The 18,719-nt window shown below is 64.7% G+C and carries 20 protein-coding genes; 4 read left to right on the forward strand and 16 right to left on the reverse strand.

The window, feature by feature from the left end:
• Window positions 1-447: 447 nt before the first annotated feature.
• A complete protein-coding gene (locus tag O6Y00_RS03120) occupies window positions 448-1,659 on the forward strand; it encodes a GGDEF domain-containing protein (RefSeq protein WP_353441150.1) in 1,212 nt (403 codons plus the stop codon).
• A 51-nt stretch (window positions 1,660-1,710) separates the two neighbouring features.
• Here O6Y00_RS03120 and O6Y00_RS03125 read toward each other — a convergent pair whose 3' ends face one another.
• On the reverse strand, window positions 1,711-2,307 hold the full coding sequence (locus tag O6Y00_RS03125; RefSeq protein WP_353441151.1) for a hypothetical protein: 597 nt from the start codon (window positions 2,305-2,307) through the stop codon (window positions 1,711-1,713).
• Between the two features lie 95 nt (window positions 2,308-2,402).
• Window positions 2,403-2,909: an energy transducer TonB gene (locus O6Y00_RS03130; RefSeq protein ID WP_353441152.1), complete on the reverse strand. Its 507-nt coding sequence runs from the start codon at window positions 2,907-2,909 to the stop codon at window positions 2,403-2,405.
• Window positions 2,910-3,091: 182 nt separating this feature from the next.
• On the opposite strand from O6Y00_RS03130, the gene uvrA reads away from it, so the two are divergent.
• On the forward strand, window positions 3,092-5,992 hold the full coding sequence (uvrA, locus tag O6Y00_RS03135; RefSeq protein ID WP_353441153.1) for an excinuclease ABC subunit UvrA: 2,901 nt from the start codon (window positions 3,092-3,094) through the stop codon (window positions 5,990-5,992).
• A gap of 1 nt (window position 5,993) precedes the next feature.
• Here the strand turns inward: uvrA and O6Y00_RS03140 are convergent, their stop codons facing one another.
• The 4 genes from O6Y00_RS03140 to O6Y00_RS03155 are packed head-to-tail and all read right to left on the reverse strand — an operon-like array spanning window position 5,994 to window position 8,052.
• On the reverse strand, window positions 5,994-6,680 hold the full coding sequence (locus tag O6Y00_RS03140; RefSeq protein ID WP_353441154.1) for a pentapeptide repeat-containing protein: 687 nt from the start codon (window positions 6,678-6,680) through the stop codon (window positions 5,994-5,996).
• The gene (locus tag O6Y00_RS03145; protein WP_353441155.1) at window positions 6,677-7,516 is read right to left on the reverse strand and encodes a hypothetical protein; all 840 of its coding nucleotides are present in this window, start codon (window positions 7,514-7,516) and stop codon (window positions 6,677-6,679) included. Before O6Y00_RS03145 ends, O6Y00_RS03140 begins: the two co-directional genes overlap by 4 nt.
• A 4-nt stretch (window positions 7,517-7,520) precedes the next feature.
• Window positions 7,521-7,820, reverse strand: coding sequence for a BrnA antitoxin family protein (locus tag O6Y00_RS03150; RefSeq protein WP_353441156.1), 300 nt, complete (start codon window positions 7,818-7,820; stop codon window positions 7,521-7,523).
• Window positions 7,780-8,052 carry a BrnT family toxin gene (locus O6Y00_RS03155; protein WP_353441157.1) on the reverse strand — a complete coding sequence of 91 codons (273 nt, stop codon included), beginning with the start codon at window positions 8,050-8,052 and terminating at the stop codon, window positions 7,780-7,782. Before O6Y00_RS03155 ends, O6Y00_RS03150 begins: the two co-directional genes overlap by 41 nt.
• Window positions 8,053-8,222: 170 nt before the next feature.
• Between O6Y00_RS03155 and O6Y00_RS03160 the strand changes: the two genes are divergently transcribed.
• Window positions 8,223-8,549: a hypothetical protein gene (locus O6Y00_RS03160; protein ID WP_353441158.1), complete on the forward strand. Its 327-nt coding sequence runs from the start codon at window positions 8,223-8,225 to the stop codon at window positions 8,547-8,549.
• Between the two features lie 547 nt (window positions 8,550-9,096).
• Window positions 9,097-9,339, forward strand: coding sequence for a hypothetical protein (locus O6Y00_RS03165; protein ID WP_353441159.1), 243 nt, complete (start codon window positions 9,097-9,099; stop codon window positions 9,337-9,339).
• A gap of 592 nt (window positions 9,340-9,931) precedes the next feature.
• On the opposite strand, the gene O6Y00_RS03170 is transcribed toward O6Y00_RS03165, so the two are convergent.
• The 10 genes from O6Y00_RS03170 to O6Y00_RS03215 all read right to left on the reverse strand — a co-directional run bounded on the left by O6Y00_RS03170 (window position 9,932) and on the right by O6Y00_RS03215 (window position 18,716).
• Complete coding sequence (locus O6Y00_RS03170; RefSeq protein WP_353441160.1) at window positions 9,932-10,936, reverse strand: PhoH family protein; 1,005 nt, start codon at window positions 10,934-10,936, stop codon at window positions 9,932-9,934.
• 383 nt (window positions 10,937-11,319) lie between these two features.
• Entirely contained in the window at window positions 11,320-12,636 is a 1,317-nt protein-coding gene (miaB, locus tag O6Y00_RS03175; RefSeq protein ID WP_353441161.1) for a tRNA (N6-isopentenyl adenosine(37)-C2)-methylthiotransferase MiaB, read from the reverse strand.
• Window positions 12,637-12,930: 294 nt separating this feature from the next.
• Window positions 12,931-13,617: a lysophospholipid acyltransferase family protein gene (locus tag O6Y00_RS03180; protein ID WP_353441162.1), complete on the reverse strand. Its 687-nt coding sequence runs from the start codon at window positions 13,615-13,617 to the stop codon at window positions 12,931-12,933.
• A gap of 31 nt (window positions 13,618-13,648) precedes the next feature.
• Window positions 13,649-14,071 (reverse strand): Fur family transcriptional regulator, encoded by a 423-nt coding sequence (locus tag O6Y00_RS03185; RefSeq protein WP_056047123.1) that lies wholly within the window; start codon window positions 14,069-14,071, stop codon window positions 13,649-13,651.
• Between the two features lie 74 nt (window positions 14,072-14,145).
• Window positions 14,146-14,634, reverse strand: coding sequence for a GNAT family N-acetyltransferase (locus O6Y00_RS03190; RefSeq protein WP_353441163.1), 489 nt, complete (start codon window positions 14,632-14,634; stop codon window positions 14,146-14,148).
• Complete coding sequence (gene tsaB, locus O6Y00_RS03195) at window positions 14,634-15,251, reverse strand: tRNA (adenosine(37)-N6)-threonylcarbamoyltransferase complex dimerization subunit type 1 TsaB (protein ID WP_353441164.1); 618 nt, start codon at window positions 15,249-15,251, stop codon at window positions 14,634-14,636. The genes O6Y00_RS03190 and tsaB overlap by 1 nt, the downstream gene beginning before the upstream one ends.
• Window positions 15,252-15,365: 114 nt before the next feature.
• Complete coding sequence (locus O6Y00_RS03200; protein WP_353441165.1) at window positions 15,366-15,959, reverse strand: malonic semialdehyde reductase; 594 nt, start codon at window positions 15,957-15,959, stop codon at window positions 15,366-15,368.
• Window positions 15,959-16,531 (reverse strand): NifU family protein, encoded by a 573-nt coding sequence (locus O6Y00_RS03205; RefSeq protein WP_056050182.1) that lies wholly within the window; start codon window positions 16,529-16,531, stop codon window positions 15,959-15,961. The genes O6Y00_RS03200 and O6Y00_RS03205 overlap by 1 nt, the downstream gene beginning before the upstream one ends.
• 226 nt (window positions 16,532-16,757) lie before the next feature.
• Window positions 16,758-17,801, reverse strand: coding sequence for a patatin-like phospholipase family protein (locus O6Y00_RS03210; protein ID WP_353441166.1), 1,044 nt, complete (start codon window positions 17,799-17,801; stop codon window positions 16,758-16,760).
• Window positions 17,802-17,930: 129 nt separating this feature from the next.
• On the reverse strand, window positions 17,931-18,716 hold the full coding sequence (locus O6Y00_RS03215; protein ID WP_353441167.1) for an aspartyl/asparaginyl beta-hydroxylase domain-containing protein: 786 nt from the start codon (window positions 18,714-18,716) through the stop codon (window positions 17,931-17,933).
• Between the last annotated feature and the right edge of the window lie 3 nt (window positions 18,717-18,719).

An 18,719-nucleotide genomic window follows, 5' to 3' on the forward strand; every position in this document is an offset into this window, starting at 1 on the left:
CCGGGACCCACGGTTACGGCGGACCCAGTTATACCGCCCATCATTACCGGGTCCGCGACCATGGGTCCCGGCGTCCGCCGGGATGACGGGGGAGGGAGCGCAACACCTGAGCGCAATCGGAATAGCGTGCACGAAACGCCCGGCAACGCCCAGCAACGCCCGTCAAACCAGAGCCACCCCACCCCAAACGATACCGCCCGCCTCCTTGTTCTCCCGCGAAGGCGGGAGCCCAGTCTGGATCCCCGCCTTCGCGGGGAACCATTCTTGGCACGCCACCGCATACGCCCTGAGCATCGCTTATCACCTTCGGCGTCCGGCTCCTCATCGCACCACCCCCACCCCGCCCAACCCAAAACCCGCAAACTTCCGCCCCCGCCCCCCAACCGGAACCAATCCTTAGCAAAGCCAACCTATTAGTCGGCGCAACGAACGAACAAGCAGGTCTCCGTGGCGCTCGATCTCTCCACTCTCTACGTCGTCGCCGGCCTTGGCATGCTGGTCGCCGGGTTCATCCACCTCATCCCGCTGGCAACCGGTCGGTTCGGATCGTGGGCAGGGCTTTGGGGCGCCGGCCACCTGATCGCCGGGTGCGGCGCACTGATGGCGGTGCTCAACGATCGGATCGGGCTCCCCTGGGCGCCCAGCATCGGCAACCCCGCGGTGGTGATGGGCTATGCGCTGATTGCCGGCGCGGTCGTGAAGTTCAGCCGTCCCGACGCGCGCCTGACGTCGATGCTGGCGACCGCCGCGGTCCTTGGCCTGCCTTTGTGGTTCACGCACGACCCGGCGCATTTCCACCTCCGCGTCGCGTATCTCAGCGTCATCCGCGCCGGGTTCGACCTCGTCGTGGTGATCGTCGCCGTCCGTCTCGCGCGTCGTGACTCGCTACAGACCGGCTGGATCGTCGCCGCGCTGTTCGCGGTCACCGTGCCGATGTTCCTCGGTCGCGCCTGGCTGGCTTACGGCGACCGGATCGGCACGCAACTGACCGGCCGTCACGACGACTTCGGCGCATGGCTCGCGGCGGGCCAGATCGCCTTCATCATCTTCCGCGCCTTCTCGCTGCTGATCCTCCAGGCCGAGCGCGGCCAGAACCTGCTGCTCGATCAGATGGAGCGCGACTGGCTCACCGGCGCGTTCAACCGCGCCGGCCTGGACCGCATCGCGCAGACCTTCGCCGGTCGCCACGCGCCGCGCACGTTGACGGTGATGATGCTCGATCTCGATCGCTTCAAGACGCTCAACGACACGCTCGGCCACGCCGCCGGCGACGCCGCACTCCGCACCTTCGCAGAGATCGCGCACGACGCCGTCGGCCGACAAGGCCACCTGATCCGATGGGGCGGCGACGAGTTCGTCTGCGTGCTGCCCGACGTCCCGACAGAGCAGGCCCGTGTGATCGGCAACCGTATCGCCACCCGGTTCGCGCAGGCCATGGCGCCGCGCATGGCCACGCATGGCACGCTCGGCGTAAGCATCGGCGTCGTCGAAGGCGAGCCCGACACGCCGATCATCGACCTCATCGCCGACGCAGACCGCGCGATGTACCGCGCGAAAAGCGACCGTCGCCAACCCGCCGTCTGCATCCCTCCCGTATATATCCCGGACATCTACATCCCGGACGTCTACGTCCCGGACGCCTACACCAAGGCCGCCTGAGCCGCCCCGACAGGACCGCAACACCACGCGCGGCGTCGCGGTCCCGCACGGTCAAGCGGCAGGTGGGTCCTTCTTCCCGGTCGGCTTGCCGAACCCGACGAACAACCGCTCCAGCCCTACCGTGACCGAGTCCAGCACCTTGGCGAACTCGGGCGGCAACGCGGTCTTCTCGCTCCGCGGCGGCTCCGGCGTATCCCCGGCGAACGGACCATTGCCCTGCGGCTTGGCCGTCTCTGCCGCCACGTCCGGCTCCACCTTGGACGCACCAGGCTCAGCCTGTTGCGAGGGTGCGGCAGGCGAGGGCGGGGCAGGGGGCGTCGGCGGGGTCGGCCGCGCATTCGCCTTCGCGTCGTGCTTCGAGATCGCCGTCGCCGCGGCCATCAGCCCGGCAGTGATCATCTGCCGCCCGACCGGCGTCCCCATCTGCCGCGCGATCGTCGCGGCGATCCCGGCGAACGGCGCCCCACCCGCATGCTTGCCGCCCGCCTGCTTTCCACCGTCGTGCTTCTGGTCGTCATGCTTGCCATCGGCATGCTTGTGGCGCTTGTGCCCGCCGCCGTCCGGCTCACCTTCGTGATGCCCGCCCGCGCGCATTTCGATCTCCACCTCGCGCTCGCGCCGCTTACGCTCGTCCTTCTTCTTGCCCATGTCGTCCTCTGTGCCGTTCGCAATGTGTACGACGAAGATAATACACCATCGGCAGGGCGCAAGGCCGTGTCGTCGGGCGAGCGGATGCGCCGGGCTTAATCTTTGCCCGACCACGTCCCCCGCAATCGCCACGCCACCTTGCGCGTACTGTGGCTGATCATCGGCTTGCCGTCATGACCAAGCGCCGGCTTGTAGCGCCCGCGCTGCGTGATCGCACGGCAGGCTGCCTTGTCGAGTTCGACCTCGCCGCTCGATACCACCGTCCGGCAATCGGCGACCCGTCCGTCCAACCCGATCGTCCACAGCACGATCGATGTTCCCTGCGCGCCCTTTCTGACGATCGTCATCGGGTAAGCATTGGTCACGACCCAGTCGCCCGGATAGCTTGCCGGCTCGGCAGACTGGGCGATCCGCGAGCGCTCGGTCGGATCGATGCCCCACAGCTTGACCGTCGAGTCATTGCATTTCGCCAGCGCCTCGAACGCCGCCTTCGCATTGAGCAGGGTAAAGCTCCATCCGCGCATCTTCTTAGGCGCGACCCGCAGCACCGCGTCGGGAGGAAGTGCCTCGAACAGCGCGGCGTCGATAGGCATCTGCGTCATCCGCTTCCCCCACGCCTTTGTCGGAAAGCTTTCGTATCAATACCCCGCCGGTGGCAAGCCGGATGTGCGCTCGCGTGACGACCGTCGCGCAATCGATCGTCCCGGATGAACTGGCACCCGGCCTCATGCATTCCTATCTCTCCCACTAGTCTCCCGATCAGAACAGAAGTAGAACCAGCCTCATGCTGACCAAGATTTCCGTACGCGGCGCGCGCGAGCACAACCTCAAGGACGTCGACATCGACATCCCCCGCGACACGCTCACGGTGATCACCGGCCTGTCGGGGTCGGGCAAGTCGAGCCTCGCCTTCGACACGATCTACGCCGAGGGCCAGCGCCGCTACGTCGAGAGCCTGTCCGCCTACGCCCGCCAGTTCCTCGAGCTGATGCAGAAGCCCGACGTCGACCACATCGAGGGCCTTTCGCCCGCGATCTCGATCGAGCAGAAGACGACGTCGCGCAACCCGCGCTCGACCGTCGCCACCGTCACCGAGATCTACGACTACATGCGCCTGCTCTGGGCGCGCGTCGGCATCCCGTACTCGCCCGCCACCGGCGAGCCCATTGCCGCGCAGACCGTGTCGCAGATGGTCGACCGCGTCATGGCGCTCCCCGAAGGCACGCGCCTGTACCTGCTCGCCCCCGTCGTCCGCGGCCGCAAGGGCGAGTACCGCAAGGAGCTCGCCGAGTGGCAGAAGGCCGGCTTCGCGCGCGTCCGCATCGACGGCGAGATCCACGACATTGACGAAGCCCCCGCGCTCGACAAGAAGTACAAGCACGACATCGAAGTCGTCGTCGACCGCTTGGTCGTAGGCGGCGAAATCGCCACGCGCCTCGCAGAGTCGTTCGAAACCGCACTGAAACTCGCCGACGGCCTCGCCTATGTCGACCCCGCCGACCCGGTCGAGCCGCACACGCCGAAATCGGAAATTCTCGGCAACAACGCCCCCGACGGCCGCATCGTCTTCAGCGAAAAGTTCGCCTGCCCGGTCAGCGGCTTCACCATCTCCGAGATCGAGCCGCGCCTGTTCTCGTTCAACGCCCCGCAAGGCGCGTGCCCGGCCTGCGACGGCCTCGGCGAGAAGCTGCTGTTCGACGAAGACCTCGTCGTCCCCAACCACATGCTCAGCATCAAGAAGGGCGCGGTCGTCCCCTGGGCAAAATCCAACCCGCCGTCGCCCTATTACATGCAGGTCCTCGGCAGCCTCGCGCGCGAGTTCAAGTTCGACATCGAGACGCCCTGGTCCGACCTTCCGCCGGAGGTCCAGAGCACCATCCTGCACGGCTCGAAGGGCAAGCCCGTCACGCTCACCTTCATCGACGGCAAGAAGAAATACGACGTCTCGAAGCCGTTCGAGGGCGTCATCGGCAACCTCAACCGCCGCATGCTCCAGACCGACTCCGCCTGGATGCGCGAGGAGCTGAGCAAGTACCAGTCCGCCGCCCCCTGCGAAGTCTGCGGCGGCGCGCGTCTGAAACCCGAGGCGCTCGCGGTTAAGATCGCGATGAAGGACATCTCCTACGCCACGCATCTCTCGGTGGTCGACGCGCTCCAGTTCTTCACCGACATGCCGCAGCACCTCGGCGACCAGCAGAACGCGATCGCCGAACGCATCCTCAAGGAGATCGTCGAGCGCTTGGGCTTCCTCAACAATGTCGGCCTCGACTACCTCAACCTCGACCGCACCTCCGGCACGCTCAGTGGCGGCGAAAGCCAGCGCATCCGCCTCGCATCGCAGATCGGCAGCGGCCTGTCCGGCGTGCTCTACGTCCTCGACGAGCCCTCGATCGGCCTGCACCAGCGCGACAACGACATGCTCCTCAAGACGCTCCGCCGTCTGCGCGACCTCGGCAACACCGTGCTCGTCGTCGAGCATGACGAGGACGCGATCCGCACCGCCGACTACATCATCGACATGGGCCCCGGCGCCGGCGTCCGCGGCGGCCAGGTCGTCGCGCAGGGCACGCTGAAGCAGATCCTCAAGTCGAAGGGCAGCATCACCGCCGACTATCTCAACGGCACGCGCGAAGTCCCCGTCCCGGCCACACGGCGCAAGGGCAACGGCAAGAAGCTCACCGTCCACAACGCGGTCGCCAACAACCTGCGCGGCGTCACTGCCAGCCTGCCGCTCGGCACCTTCACCTGCATCACCGGCGTCTCCGGCTCGGGCAAGTCGAGCTTCACGATCGACACGCTCTACGCCGCCGCCGCCCGCGAGCTGAACGGCGCGCGCATCGTCCAGGGCAAGCACGACAAGATCACCGGCCTCCAGTATCTCGACAAGGTCATCGACATCGACCAGTCGCCGATCGGCCGCACCCCGCGCAGCAACCCCGCCACCTACACCGGCAGCTTCACGCAGATCCGCGACTGGTTCGCCGGCCTGCCGGAATCGCAGGCGCGCGGCTACAAGCCCGGCCGCTTCAGCTTCAACGTCAAGGGCGGCCGCTGCGAGGCGTGCCAGGGCGACGGCGTGCTCAAGATCGAGATGCACTTCCTCCCCGACGTCTACGTCACCTGCGACGTCTGCCACGGCGCGCGCTACAATCGCGAGACGCTCGAGGTGAAGTTCAAGGGGCATTCGATCGCCGACGTGCTTGACATGACGGTCGAGGACGCCGCCGAGTTCTTCAAGGCGGTCCCCCCGATCCGCGACAAGATGGCGATGCTGGTCGAGGTCGGCCTCGGCTACGTCAAGGTCGGCCAGCAGGCGACGACGCTCTCGGGCGGCGAAGCGCAACGCGTGAAGCTCGCCAAGGAACTCTCGCGCCGCGCCACCGGCAACACGCTCTACATCCTCGACGAACCCACCACCGGGCTCCATTTCGAGGACGTGCGGAAATTGTTGGAAGTCCTCCACGCGCTGGTCGAGCAAGGCAACACGGTCGTCGTGATCGAACACAATCTCGACGTCATCAAGACCGCCGACTGGGTCCTCGACCTGGGCCCCGAAGGCGGCGTCAAGGGCGGCGAGATCGTCGCCGAAGGCACGCCGGAGAAGGTGGCGAAGGCCAAGGGCAGCTTTACGGGGAAGTATCTTGCACCCTTGCTGGAGAAGCGAGTCGCCGATCCGGCAACCTGATTTAAACGAACTTTTCGCCTATATCAGGCACTTCAAATTTATTAGTTACCTTTATTAATGAATTTGGTCTTATCTGCGAATAATCTTTGTTATCGGCAAATGATATCTTTCGAGATACTAAGCCAACAAGCATGGTTATAGCAAATCTATGTTCCAGTAACCCAAGGCCCATATCAATGCTGATGCGGCGTTGCTGCCAGTCATAAATCTGCATTCTCTTCTCTAAAAGAGAGTATTTACTTGTACTATCGAGTAGCGCACTAAAGTATTCATTGCCTGATATTAGTGCTGTATAGAAGTCCCATTCTCGTTTTGCATATATGTGAATACCTCGCTCAATTAACGCTTTGAAAGCCCATGCTGGATATCTGTATTTTGCTTCCTCAGCATAGCGAGTGATTAAGCTATTTAAATCTCGGGTTAAGACTACGCCTATGTAGTCCGAAAGCGTTGATACTCTCGGATCAAAGACCGGTGATAATTTAGTAGCGCTATCTAAAACGGCTTTGGACAAGTTGCTATTGGTGAAATCCATTTCTCGTAAATCTTGTCCGCGTAAATCGCATCCTTGAAGGTCCTGATCTCGATAGAATGATCGAGGGTCTGCATCAAGAATGATGGCCAGCTCACGCAAATTACTTGTTTGAACCTTCGGAATAACCCATAGTTTATCAAGCCAGTGAGTCATGATATCTCCTCGGTAACAGCGGCATCGGCGAGGAATATCAATGAGAGCTCCTCGTCAAAGTCGTTAGGAGTTAAGCCATGATGTACGAGCCGTGCTTTGATATAGGCGGATGCGGCAGCTAGCTTATTATTGTTGCTATGCCAGGAGAATCCGGCGTGTTCGCGAGGTGACTTGAATGATAAGTTCGATATTGCTAAATCTTCGCGACGGCATCGAACTCTAATTCTAATTGACGGATCCAATCGGCTATCTTGGATTTTTTTCACCTTCATTCTTGGCTCTAACACTGGATCCCAAGCCTTCCCAACGAGAGTGCCGCCGCGATCAGTAAATATCTCCCAGCATTGCGCTTTGTCTTTCGTAAAATGTCTCACCATAAATGGTCCTACCTTTTCGGTTAAGGACGTGACTGACTTTGTGCTTTGCATGGCGCCAACTGAGCCGCTTAGTTCAAAATTTAATGGATGCGGTGATGCTGATAATCCGCCTTCTGCTTTACCGTCAGCGTGTCGCCCGCTAGTAATCTCTAAAGTCTTTTGGCCCATGGGGCCGATCTGTCTAGAGATAGAGCTTTGAACTACGGCAATTGGTTCCCGATCAGGGATAATCAACGAAACTTCAGCTCGGCGTAATCCAAGGGTAAACCGCACTGGACAATCCCGTTCCGCTCCAAGTTTGGCATCTGTAAATGAGATGTCTGCATGAACGGTGGCCAAATTTGAGACGGGGTCAAATGTGGAATGCCAAGCCTCCACAGATACAACCTCTTCAAACACTCGGCCGAAGTTGCTTAAATTGCTCAAGGGACGCTCCATCAGTAATTCTAGCGCTAACATGGAGCTAAAGCTCCAAGATGGTTCTTAGAGCTCTATTGATCCGCCCCTGCCACCCGGGCCCGCCCTCGCGAAACTTCGCCAGCACGTCCGGGTCGAGCCGCAACGTCACCTGCTGCTTGGCCCGGTCGCGCAGGGGTGGACGGCCCTTCACGACGCCGTTCGGTCCCAAATAGCCCGTCGCCGGCCGGATCACCTTGCCGTTGATCGCCAATTCGGCATGTTCGAACATCTCGTCCGTCCACTCCGGCGCGTCGTCGTTCGGATCAAGCGAGGTAGCGTTCAAATCGCGTGCGTTCTCGGGCATTGGCCTTCCTCATCGATATGACGCGCCGACCGTCTTCGGCGTCGACCCATATTACCACGACCATGCGATGTTCGAGCATGCCGATCGTCGAATAGCGCCGCTCGGGATATGCGACGCGCTCGTCCTCGAACTCGAACACCGTCCCCGCAAACACCTTGCCCGCATCGGCGAAATCGAGCCCTCGCTCCGCCAGCGTCCAAGCGCGCTTTACAGGGTCGAAGCTGATCTCCACATCCGACTTTTTATGTAACTACAACAATGCCGCCGTCAATGACAGCATAGCGCGTCATCACACTCAGCAAGGGTCATCGCATCGATAACGGACGCATCTGCGTCGCTAGCGCAAAGCGGAACCCCTGCCACCGACCGTCCGTTTCCGAGGCTGCATCAAAGGACATTCCCATGACCAAGCCTCACCCGCACAAGCCCGCTCCCCGCCCCAAGCCGAACGCCAAGACGTTCGGCATCAACGCGCTGTCGATCGGGACTGCGGCGATCGGTCTCGGGGGTGCGTTGCTGGCGGTGTTCCTGCGTTCGAAGACCAACGCCGAGCATGCCGCGCCCGATCTCGCGCTCGACAAGCCCCGCCCGGGTGCGACCGATCGCGCGCCGGACGCCTTCCGCCCCGATCCCACCGCGGTCCCCACCAAGGCCGAGCGCGAGTCGCTCCGCCACGCCACCGGCCCGGCCCCGTCGTTCGCCGCGGATCGCGGCTCGACGCTCGGCTGAGGCGCCTTCCTGATCCTCCCCCGCAAGGGGGAGGTGGCTGGCGCTTGCCAGACGGAGGGGGAGGGGGCGATTACGTAGGTTCCGTGTCCTCCCCCTCCGTCACCTGCGGTGCCACCTCCCCCTCGCGGGGGAGGATCAGGAGAGCCGGACGGTCTAGGTCTATCCTGACGCCACCCCTTCGCTCCGTCACCTGGACTGGTTTCGACGGGTACTCTTTCGAGCAAGCAAGCGTGTGTCCCCGCGAAGCTGGGGATCCAGACTGGGCTCCCGCCTTCGAGGGAGAGCAAGGAGGGCGTCGGATCGCGCGCTAACGCGTGTTCGAGATCGATGAGCACTGGTTCCATCACCCACGCCACGCCCTCATCCCCTTCCGTCATCCTGACGAAAGTCAGGACCCAGAGCCCAAAGCGCCATACCCCGTAACCCTGGGTCCTGACTTTCGTCAGGATGACGAGGGGACCGTCAGGACGAGCCCCCCATAAAACCGCTGTCCTACACACCCCGATCCGGCATACCTGATCGGTCCTCTCCGCAACGAGGATCGATCATGGCGAACGCACCCACCCCGGCCGACCCGCCCCCATGCTACATCGCAACGCGCGCGCTTCCCGCCCCCAGGCCGCGCTACGAACCGCCGATCCCCGATCATCTCCCCGACGCGGTCCGCCACGTCATCGCCTGGCAAGCGCATGTCGACGCCGGCCGCATCGGCACCCGCATCCCCGTATCGCCCGAGATCGCCGCCAACCGCGACCGCTGGACCGCGCTCGCCCGGACTATGCGCAAGTGACCGCCACCCCGCGCGACGCTGAACAAGCGCCCGCACTTAGAACGGTGGAAGACGACAGTGCCGATACGCTGAAAATCAAACCCAACGCCGCTCGCCGACACGATCCGCCTGCGTTCAACTCGACGAACTTGGGGGCGACATCTGCGCGTCGGCGGCCGGACCTCGAAGCGCCAGCGCGGCGTTCTCCAGCGCACCGCCGCCGCCGCCGGCACCGTCGACGAGGCGCGCAGATGATGACTTCCCGTTCCTAGGCGACCATCGCTGCGATTATCGGCGCATCGACGGAACCGGTAACAAGATGCCTTCAAGCGAATCGTAGAACCACTTATCCGCCGGAAGCTCGGACGGCAGCGGTATGGGATGGCGACGCCATAGGCGACACACCCATGCAGCGATGGATGATGCCCGCCCATGCTGACAGACACGATCCCGGGTTGCCCTCGCGTCGAGCTGCCGCATCGATGCCGCAAGCGCATCGCCCTAGCGTTCCAATAGCCCGAACGACCTCCTCGCTTTAGATCAGGCGCCGCGCCCACAGCGCCTGCTTCCAAGCACGCGTCGTGGACCAGAAGGCGCTTCGATCACAGCTTCGTCAGGCGTCGCTTCCCTCATACGCTTCGACGACGCGCCCGACGATCGGATGGCGGACGACATCGCCTACGGTGAAGCGGCACATCGAGATACTCTCGACGCCTTCGAGCCGCCGGACTGCATCCGCCAGGCCGGACGCCGCCACGCCGCCAGGGATGTCGACCTGCTTGGGATCGCCGCAGATCACCATGCGGCTGTTCTGGCCGAAGCGGGTGAGGAACATCTTCATCTGCGCCGGCGTGGTGTTCTGCGCTTCGTCGAGGATCACGAACGCGTCGGCCAGTGTGCGGCCGCGCATGAAGGCGATCGGGGCGACCTCGATTTCGCCGCTCGCGATGCGGCGTTCGACCTGCTCGGCGGGGAGGCAGTCGTAGAGCGCGTCGTACAAGGGGCGGAGGTACGGGTCGACCTTCTCCTTCATGTCGCCGGGGAGAAAGCCGAGGCGTTCGCCGGCTTCGACTGCGGGGCGCGAGAGGATCAGCCGCTGGACGCTGCCGTTGATGAGTTGCTGCACCGCCTGCGCGACCGCGACATAAGTCTTGCCAGTGCCTGCCGGCCCGAGCGCGAAGATCATGTCGTTGTTGGCCAGTTCGCGCATGTAGTGCGCTTGCGCCGGCGTGCGCGGCACGATCGTCTTCTTTCGCGTGCGGATCATGATCGGCGGAGCACCGCCGCCGCCGGCATCGGCGCGGATGATGCCTTCGAGAACGGGTTCGTCCGCCATCGCGATCGAGGCGTCGACCAAGCCTGCGTCGACATCCTCGCCACGCTGGATGCGGGCGTAGAGATCGTGGAGCACGTCGCGCGCCTTGGCGACCTGTTCGGCGGTGCCCTCCAGACCGATCTTGTTCCCTCGTGCGGTGATGTAGACGCCGAGGCGATTTTCGAGCGCTACCAGGTTCTGGTCGTACTGGCCGAACAGCCGGACGAGCAATTGGGGCTTGTCGAACAGCAGCTCGACTCGGGCGCGGTCACCGGACTGGGCGGGAACGGGTTTACGGCTCATACGGTCCTTTCAGGGTGTCAAAGGTTACGCCTAGAAGCGACGAACCGTAACCTTTGAAAGGAAGATGAGCACGCCAAGCGACGCGTTCAAGCCGCGCCGGGGCGCTGGCCGAGAGATGGTTCGAGTCGCGTGGGCGAAGCTGCATCGGGTGCGAGTGTGGCAGGCGATCCGGCTGTAGGACAGCGAAATCGCGGGGGGTGGTTTCGCGAGCCGCGCGTTTTCTTCGATGCCTCAGGGACGCCGTTGCGATCCTCCCCCGCAAGGGGGAGGTGTCGCCGCAGGTGACGGAGGGGGAGGACGCGCAACTGCAGTTGTCGTGCCTTCCCCCTCCGTCAGGCAAGTGCCTGCCACCTCCCCCTGGCGGGGGAGGATTAGGGGGGGGCTCAGGCGGCTTCGGCGATCCGTTCGATGCCGGTGAGGGAGTTGGGACCGGCGGCCGCTAGCGTCACCTCCACCATGTCGCCGATCGCGTGGTTGCCGATCAGGTGGACCGATTGCAGCCAGGGGGACTTGCCGATCAGCTGGCCGGGGAGTTTTCCCGCGCGCTCCAGTAGCACGGTGCAGGTGCGGCCGACGGTGGCGGCGTTGAAGGCGTGCTGGTCGCGGTTGAGCGCGGCCTGGAGGCGCTGGAGGCGTTCGTCCATGACCGATTCCGGGACCTGCTCGACGATTGACGCGGCAGGGGTGCCGGGGCGGGGGCTGTATTTGAAGCTGTACGCCTGCGCGTAGCCGACCGCGTCGACCAGGCTCAGTGTGTCCTCGAACTCGGCGTCGGTCTCGCCGGGGAAGCCGACGATGAAGTCGCCCGAGAGTGCGATATCGGGGCGGACTTCGCGGACGCGGTCGAGCAGGCGGAGGTAGGAGTCGCGGGTGTGGCTGCGGTTCATCGCCTTCAAGACGCGGTCGCTGCCGGCCTGCACGGGGAGGTGGAGGAACGGCATCAGGCTCTCGATATCGCGATGTGCGTCGATCAGGCCTTGGGTCATGTCGTTGGGGTGGCTGGTGGTGTAGCGAATCCGCGCAAGGCCGGGGATGCGGTCGAGGTCGCGGATCAGGTCGTGCAGCCCGCGCTCGTTTTCGCTCCACGCGTTGACGTTCTGGCCGAGCAGTGTGATCTCGCGTGCACCGGCGTCGACCAGCGCCTTCGCCTCATCGACGATGGCGGCGAATGGCCGGCTGATTTCTGCGCCCCGTGTGTACGGGACGACGCAGTAGGTGCAGAATTTGTCGCAGCCTTCCTGGACGGTGAGGAACGCCGAGGGGGCGACCTTCCGACGCGAGGGGAGCGCGCCGAACTTCGACAGCAGCGGCATGTCGGTGTCTAGCGAGGGCGTGCCGGCGGCGGCTTTCGCGACGAGTTCGGGGAGGTTGTGATAGGCTTGCGGGCCGACGACGATGTCGACCTTGGCGCGGGTGAAGATCTCCTCGCCCTCGGCCTGCGCGACGCAGCCTGCGACGGCGATCATGGGGGTCTTGCCGGACTTGCGGCGCTGGTCCTTCCGCAGGCGGCCGATGTCGGAATAGACCTTTTCGGTGGCGCGTTCGCGGATGTGGCACGTGTTCAGGACGACGACGTCGGCGTCGACCGCGTCGGCTTGCGTGAGGCCCTGGGCGGCCATCAGTTCGGCCATGCGCTCGCCGTCGTAGACGTTCATCTGGCAGCCGAAGGATTTCACGTGGAAGGTTTTGGGGGGAGACATGCGGGGGCATGTAGCGGATTTGCGGGCGTTGGGGGAGGGGGCGTTGCTGCTGCCCGTCACACTGCGCCAACGCCTGACATGGGCGCCACCCCGGCGGAGGCCGGGGCCCAGTTGGGGGACGTTGCTGACTGAGGTCTGGGCCTAGTTACTGCGACCTTTCCAACTGGGCCCCGGCCTGCGCCGGGGTGGCGGCTGAGATTAGGGATAGCTGGGGGCTTCCCTCCTTTGTTCTCCCGCGAAGGCGGGAGTCCAGACTGGGCCCCCGCCTTCGCGGGGGAACACTCTTTGTTCGGGCTACAGCGCTTCCATGCGGCGGCGGGCCTCGGCGGCTATGGCTTTGCGGTCGCCGTATTCCGCTGGGTCGAAGGGTTCGGCGAAGTTCAGTGTGGCGACGAATGTGCCCCGCCGCTTGAGGACGCGGGCGGCGTGATGTTGGCCGGGCTCATCGCCGACCCAGGCGAGTTCGTCGGTGGCCGCGCCGTAGTCGATGCGGACCGGTTGGACCTTCACACCGGGCGGGGGCGGGTCGAGGGCTGCCAGCAATGCAGCCTTGAAGGGGAGGAGGGTGGTGCCATCTCCGGTCGTGCCCTCGGGGAACAGGGTCACGGGCCAGTCTGCCGCCAACGCGTCGCGGATCTGGGCGATCTGGGCGGTCACCGCCATGCGGTCGGCGCGGCTGACGAAGATCGTGTGGTTGAGCGTGCAGAGCCAGCCGACCAATGGCGCGGCGCGGAGTTCGGATTTCGCCACGAACGCGCTGCCCGTCGCACCGGACAGAAGAAGGATATCGATCCAGCTCAGATGGTTCGAGACGAAGACCACGTCGTGGCGAAGCGGGGTACCGGCGACATGCGCCTTGGCGCCGACGATCCGCGCGACCAACCCGAGAAAGCGCGGCGGCCACGGCGATTTTCGCCCGAACAGCCGCCACATCCCATGCACCGTCAGCGCCAGGATCAGCGCGAACAATAGCGCCGCCAACCGCGCGCCAAGGCGAATCCGGCCGATCGCGTCAGTCCTTGCGAGTGAGCGCGACGCCGTAGAGTTCCATGCGGTGATCGACCAGCCGGAAGCCCAGTTTCTCCGCGATCGCCTTCTGCAACTGCTCGAGTTCGGGATCGACGAATTCGATCACCTTGCCGCTCTCGACGTCGATCAAATGATCGTGATGTGCCTCGGGCGCAGGCTCGTAGCGGGCGCGGCCATCGCCGAAATCGTGGCGGTCGAGGATGCCGGCTTCCTCGAACAACCGGACGGTGCGATACACCGTCGCGATCGAGATCCCGGGGTCGATCTGCGACGCGCGCTCATAGACCTTCTCTACGTCGGGATGGTCGTCCGCCTCCGACAGCACGCGTGCGATGACGCGACGCTGCTCGGTGATGCGCAGGCCCTTCTCGTTGCAAAGTGCTTCCAGATCGATCTTGCGCGGCATGTGTCATTCCCTCGTTGAGTGCCATGTAGGGCCTCCGCGCTGTTGCGAAAAGGGATAGTGACTCGCAATAAGCCTTAGCTGTTGATATCTTTCGAATATGTATGTGCGTCATACGCGACGCCGGTCTTGCCCCGGTAATAGGCGCGACGTTCGCCGACCTTGGCGAAGCCGTGCGTAGCATACATCTTGACCGCATCGTTACCCGCGCGGACTTCAAGATGGAGTTTCGTAATGGCGCCAACCGAGCATTCGGCGATCGCCGCGCGGATCAGCGCGGTGCCGACGCCGCGGCGGCGATAGTCGGGCGCGACCGCGATCAGCAGCAGTTCGGCTTCGTCGGCGACCGACCGGGTCATCGTGAAACCGGCGGGAAAGTCGTCGACGAACGCGAGCGTGAGGTGGACGCCGGTCAGTGCGAGCACGCCGAGGCACTGGCTACGCGTCCACGCCTCGCCGTAGCGCGGGTCGAATGCCTCGGTCATCAGCGCGTCGACGATCGCGAGATCGCGCGCGTCGCCGGTGCGGAGCGTGACGGTGCGGGTGGCGGCTTGGCGGGTGGCCATTATTTCGGGACCGACGGCTTGGCGTCGGGGGCGCGGCCGTAGATCGGGCTTGGCGCTAGCGCGGTCAGCGCCGCGGGCAACAGGATCGCGGAGGCAGCGTCGGGGAGCGTTTCAGTGAGATCCAAACTGTCGTCGAGCGCGGCGAGCCAGCGGACTCCGTTGCCGACCGCGCGCCGTCCTGCCAGCGCGGCGAGCGCGGCGTCGGGCTTCAACGATACCATGTCGAATCGCGGCGACAGATCGGCGGAGAACGCTTGCATGAAGACCTCGCCATGCCCGCCTTCCATGATCACCGCAATATCGTCGGTTAAGCGGTCGGCGAAACCGGCGGCGGCGATCAGCGGGAGCGAGGAAAAACCGGCGATTTCCGCACCCCAGCCGAGCGCGAGGCCACGCGCGGCGGCGATGCCGACGCGGACGCCGGTGAAGCTGCCGGGACCGCAATCGACGATGATGCGGTCGGCTCGGCCACCTTCCGGCAGCTCGGCGATCATTGGGATGAGGCGCTCGGCGTGGCCCCGGCCGACGACTTCGTGCGCGCGGGCGATGATGGCGCCGTCTTCGATGAGCGCGACCGAGCAGGCGGTGGTGGATGTTTCGATGACTAAAGTGCGCACGTCTTATTCCCTCTCCCCCTCGGGGAGAGGGCTAGGGTGAGGGGCAGCCAAGCAGTGCGTCGCCTGGAACAGCCCCTCACCCAACCCTCTCCCCGAGGGGGAGAGGGTTATTTATCAAGCGATGCTGTTGAACTTCGCGAAGTCGGGGCGCGGCGAGCGGGCGTAGATCGTCGCGGGGTCGCCGTGGCCGAGCGTCGAGATGAAGTTCGTTCGCACCGCCGGCGTGTCGTGGAAGAATGCCGCATCGACCTTGCCCGCGTCGAAGCCCGACATCGGCCCGGTATCGAGCCCGAGCATCCGCGCGGCTAAGATGAAATACGCACCCTGCAACGTCGAGTTGCGGAACGCAGACGCCTCGCGCAGTTCGGCGTTGCCGTCGAACCACGACTTCGCGTCTGCGTGCGGGAACAGCTCGGGCAGGTGTTCGTGGAAATTGGTGTCCATGCCGATGATCACCGACACGGGGGCGTTGAGGATCTTCGGCTGGTTCTGCGCGCTGCAGGCGTCGGCGAGCTTCTGCTTGGCCTCGTCGCTGGTTACCCAGATCAGGCGCGCGGGGAGCTGGTTCGCGGAGGTCGGGCCCCACTTCATCAGGTCCCAGATCGCATGCAGTTCGGATTCGGCGACCGGCTGATCGGTGTAGCCATTGTAGCTGCGCGCTTCGCGGAAGATCGTATCGAGGACGGCGTCGTCCAATTTTTCGCGCATCAGACGGCTCTCACTTCGGTGACTTCGGGGACGTAGTACTTCAGCAGCTGCTCGATGCCGTTCTTGAGCGTGGCGCTCGATGACGGGCAGCCAGCGCAGGCGCCTTGGAGCTGGAGAAACACCTTACCCTTGTCGAAGCCGCGATAGACGATGTCGCCACCGTCGTTGGCCACCGCAGGCCGCACGCGCGTGTCGATCAGTTCGCGGATCTGCGCGACGATGTCGGCATCGGCGGGATCGTCCGACAGCGCCGGCTCGTCCGACGGCACCGAGAAGCCGGCGCGCGCGGGCTTGAACAGCGGCATCGCGGCGGAGAAATGATCGAGCAGGATCGCGAGCACATCGGGCTTCAGGTCCGACCAGGCGACGCCCGGCCCGGCGGTCACGGACACGAAATCGCGGCCGAAGAACACGCCGGTTACGTCGCCGAGATTGAAGATCGCCTCGGCCAGCGGACTGGTCTCGGCCTCCTCGGGGGTGGCGAAGTCGCGCGTGCCGGCGTCCATGACGGTGCGTCCCGGCAGGAACTTCAACGTCGAGGGGTTCGGGGTGGATTCCGTTTCGATCAGCATGAAGCGCATGTGGCCCGGCGGGGGCGGGGGATCAAGCGGGGAACGGGAAACGGTTTCTTTCATGCGCCGAGCGCTGCGCTCGCGCCGCCTCGCCGCGCGCTGGTTTCCCCGCGCTGCTTTTCCCTCGCCGAAGTTCGTCCGGCGCTGCGCGGACGCCCGGTGCCGAAACGAGTCGCGATCCCGATCCGTCGGATTCGCATCCTTCGCGCAGCAATCAACGACGACCCTATGCCGCGAGCGGCAACTTGGGATCGGAGCGTTTCGCCCGCAATTTTTCGGTCCAGCGGTCGAGCACGCTTTCGTGGTCGACGATCCAGTCGTCCGCCAGCTTGGTCAGTTCGTCGAGATGCTCCGGGCTGGCATCGTCCAGCCCGCCGCCATTGGGCGACAGCGGGACGTCGGCGCGATCGTAGTGCGCCGTGCCCACCAGTCGTTTGGCCTGATACGAGATCGTGCTGGAACCCGCCTGCATCAGGATCGAGACGATCGGCACGCGGCGGAACGGGTTGACCCAGCCGAAGATCGACCAATGTCCTGCGGATTCATACGGTAGGTTGGAACTGCCCGTACTCAGCGACAGGATTTCGAGATTGCCGATGTCCCAGCCCAGCTTGGGCGCCTCGGTGATCGCCGCGATCGTCGGGTCGTTGGCAAACACGCCGCCGTCGACCAGGAGAAGATTTGGCTGGGCCCTGGTCGAACCGACCGCCGCCGTCGCGGAAATCGGGGCGGGCGGGAAGAAGGTCGGTGCTGCCGAGGTCGCACGCGCCGCGACATGCAGCGGAAAGGTGCGCTGCGGGTCCTTGGTCGCCGCATTGTATCCCGGACCGCCGGCCATGAAGACCGCCGCGCGCCCGAGCAGGTCGTAGGCCGGAATGACGATGTTGGTGAGTGCATCGCGCGTCGTCGCGGTCGTGCCGATCCGCTCTGCCAGGATCTTCTCGAGCGGGCGGGCGCTGTACGGAAACCCCGGCAGGCGCTGCGACAGGCCGAGCACGTGCGGGAATATCCGCTTGCCGTCGTTGCGATACAGGTCGGCCAGGTCGCGCGCCGTGCACGCCGCCGTCTTCGGATCGTGCTGGCTCGGCGCGGTCAGCCCGGCGGCGATGATCCCGCCGGTCGAGGTGCCGGCGATCAGGTCGAAACACTTGTGCAGCGGGCGGCCGACGCGTTGCTCCAGATTGGCGAGGATCAACGCGGGGATGAGACCGCGGATGCCGCCCCCATCCATCGTCAGCATGTATCTCGGTGTCGCACGATCGTCGCCCACGATGCCTACTCCCGTTGTTCAGGCGAGCGTAGCAGCAGGCGGCGGCACGCGGCGCGGAGACCGGACCGATTTGGTGCGATCCCGAAACGATCGGAATCGTGTCGCGGGCCTTTTTCCGAGATCGAGGCCTCAGACGTCGAGCTGTTTCACCGCGGCGTTCCAGCTGCCGATGTTGCGGACCGCGTCCTGGACGAAGGCGGAGCGGCGGACCACGCCGAGGAACAGGTCGGCGATCCACTTGCCGGGGTTGCGCAACGGGCGTTCGAACTGGATCAGCAACACGACGCGGGTGCCGGTCGTGTCGTTCCAGACCTCGTGCTGGTAGGTGTCGTCGAATACCAAGGTCTCGCCTTCCGCCCAGCGGACGGTGCGGTCGTGGACGCGCATGCGGACGTCGCCGTCGCGAGGGACGATCAGGCCAAGGTGGCAGGTGATGAGGCCCTTGGTCACGCCGCGGTGCTCGGGGATGTGCGTGCCGGGCGCGAGGATCGAGAAGAACGCGCTATTGAGGCCGGGGATGCGGGCCACTGCTGCCGCCGTGTGCGGGCAGCGCGCGAGGCTCTCCTCGATCGGATAGCCATAGCCGTAGAGGAAGAACGAGCGCCATTTGTCGACCTCGGCGATCGAGCGGTGATCGGGCGAGATCGTCGCGAGGCTGGGCGACGCTTCGCCTTGCAGCGCGACGCGGACGGCCTCGTCGCGGATCGCGGCCCAGTTCTCGCGCAGGCCTGCGGTCCAGGCGAAGTCGCGGACGTCGAGTACTGGATCGTTGGCGACCAGCGAGGACGACGCGATCATGCGATCGAACACGCCGCGTAAGTGTTTGCCGACGCGGATGATCAGCGGGCGGTTGGCCTCGGCGACCATCGGCGCGCCGGGTTTGGGCGCGCCCGAGATCACGTTCAGATCGGGCATTCG

Origin of the sequence: Sphingomonas faeni, assembly GCF_040407565.1 — a bacterium.
GTDB lineage: Bacteria > Pseudomonadota > Alphaproteobacteria > Sphingomonadales > Sphingomonadaceae > Sphingomonas > Sphingomonas faeni_F.

Coding starts and splice junctions, on each gene's coding strand:
- O6Y00_RS03125 (WP_353441151.1), bottom strand. CDS start 2,307: ATGGGCAAGAAGAAGGACGAGCGTAAGCGGCGCGAGCGCGAGGTGGAG.
- O6Y00_RS03130 (WP_353441152.1), bottom strand. CDS start 2,909: ATGACGCAGATGCCTATCGACGCCGCGCTGTTCGAGGCACTTCCTCCC.
- uvrA (WP_353441153.1), top strand. CDS start 3,092: ATGCTGACCAAGATTTCCGTACGCGGCGCGCGCGAGCACAACCTCAAG.
- O6Y00_RS03140 (WP_353441154.1), bottom strand. CDS start 6,680: ATGACTCACTGGCTTGATAAACTATGGGTTATTCCGAAGGTTCAAACA.
- O6Y00_RS03145 (WP_353441155.1), bottom strand. CDS start 7,516: ATGTTAGCGCTAGAATTACTGATGGAGCGTCCCTTGAGCAATTTAAGC.
- O6Y00_RS03150 (WP_353441156.1), bottom strand. CDS start 7,820: ATGCCCGAGAACGCACGCGATTTGAACGCTACCTCGCTTGATCCGAAC.
- O6Y00_RS03160 (WP_353441158.1), top strand. CDS start 8,223: ATGACCAAGCCTCACCCGCACAAGCCCGCTCCCCGCCCCAAGCCGAAC.
- O6Y00_RS03165 (WP_353441159.1), top strand. CDS start 9,097: ATGGCGAACGCACCCACCCCGGCCGACCCGCCCCCATGCTACATCGCA.
- O6Y00_RS03170 (WP_353441160.1), bottom strand. CDS start 10,936: ATGAGCCGTAAACCCGTTCCCGCCCAGTCCGGTGACCGCGCCCGAGTC.
- miaB (WP_353441161.1), bottom strand. CDS start 12,636: ATGTCTCCCCCCAAAACCTTCCACGTGAAATCCTTCGGCTGCCAGATG.
- O6Y00_RS03185 (WP_056047123.1), bottom strand. CDS start 14,071: ATGCCGCGCAAGATCGATCTGGAAGCACTTTGCAACGAGAAGGGCCTG.
- O6Y00_RS03190 (WP_353441163.1), bottom strand. CDS start 14,634: ATGGCCACCCGCCAAGCCGCCACCCGCACCGTCACGCTCCGCACCGGC.
- O6Y00_RS03200 (WP_353441165.1), bottom strand. CDS start 15,959: ATGCGCGAAAAATTGGACGACGCCGTCCTCGATACGATCTTCCGCGAA.
- O6Y00_RS03205 (WP_056050182.1), bottom strand. CDS start 16,531: ATGCTGATCGAAACGGAATCCACCCCGAACCCCTCGACGTTGAAGTTC.
- O6Y00_RS03215 (WP_353441167.1), bottom strand. CDS start 18,716: ATGCCCGATCTGAACGTGATCTCGGGCGCGCCCAAACCCGGCGCGCCG.